At 56.4% G+C, this 1292-nt stretch carries 1 protein-coding gene; it reads left to right on the top strand.

Features of this window, described 5'->3' with window-relative positions:
• The coding region (locus HMPREF2806_RS08740; protein WP_070517398.1) for an HNH endonuclease signature motif containing protein at positions 1 to 1061 on the top strand (1061 nt) is incomplete at its 5' end.
• Positions 1062 to 1292 lie beyond the last annotated feature (231 nt).

Below are 1292 nucleotides of genomic sequence, written 5' to 3'. Positions count from 1 at the left end.
TTGCGCTGGTGGAGCATATACCTGGCTCACCCGATGAGCTTCGCGCGCTCGGCGCTGACCCAGCCGACGCCACAGAGCTTGCCGGCCTTAACCAGGTGTACTTCGGCCCCACCCGCTACACCGGCAAGCAAAAGAAAGCACGTGCAGCCGCCCTTGCCCAACGCCACAGCTTGGGCACCCTCACACTGATTGAAACCTATGTTTCAAAAGTAAAGAAGACCTTGGATGCGTGGAACCTCCGAGCAAAACTTGCCGCCACACCCGCACACCGCATCCCCACCGTTGCTACCGCACGGCTTAAAGAACTCAAGCGTAAAAGAACCGCCAAACCAGGTGTGCGCATCACCTACCGAGAGCAAGGCCCTAACACGCTCTCCATTACTGACGATGCCACCACGATTGCCAACATGCGCGCAGTCTTAGAATCCACCAACAACACCGACCTACTCAAAGCCGCCAACGACGTCTTCTTCAACCAAGAAACAGCCGGCACAAAGCCAGCGGTGCGCACCCAAGTCATCGTCACACTGAACGAGTTGGACCAAATCATCAACGGCGACGGGGACGAGATCGAACTCAACTTGACCAACGGTGCGCGCATGACAGGCGCTGAGTTTCTCACCCATAAGTTTGCCGAAATCGGCTACGCCACCATCGTGCACCCCATCGAAGGCCCCATCAACACCTGGCGGCTCGAGCGCGGGGCAAACTTCAAGCAACGTCTTACCCTGCACGCTGAATTCCACACCTGTTCTAGACCTGGGTGTAATAAGCCAGCCGATTACTGCCAGGTGCATCATCTCATCCCTTGGCAGGCTGGTGGCTACACCAACATTAAGAACTTGACCTTCCTGTGCGCCTACCACAACGGCATTAACGACGATGACCCTTTAAGACCTACCGGGCGCGGCTACATGTACCGACTCAACACCGGGGTGGCCTTCATCCCACCCTGGGGTGCACCAATTACCGCAATGCCCGAGTACCAAGAAGCACTAGCCAGACTCAACGCCGAACGAGAACCAGAACGACCACCAGACCCACCACCCGACAGCAGCTAACACCCAACCACCACACACAGAAAACCGGCGGTAACCTGCAACAAAGGCGCTCCCAATAGAAAGAAAACCCGTCAGACAAAGCCATGCTGGCGGGGATATCGGCGATCCCCGACCACGATTCACGTGCCGCTCACTGGGGGTGAGGTATTAAGCCCTTAAAGACGAAAGATGGTTGACGGGAGCATCGGCGATCTAAAATGTTCAGAAGACTGAAATGGTAGCGGTGTGGTG

It is taken from the genome of Corynebacterium sp. HMSC076G08 (genome assembly GCF_001811515.1).
Classification (GTDB): Bacteria; Actinomycetota; Actinomycetes; order Mycobacteriales; family Mycobacteriaceae; genus Corynebacterium; species Corynebacterium hiratae.
Note: the sequence above shows the minus strand (reverse complement) of the source record. Positions and strands in the feature narration are given on the sequence as shown.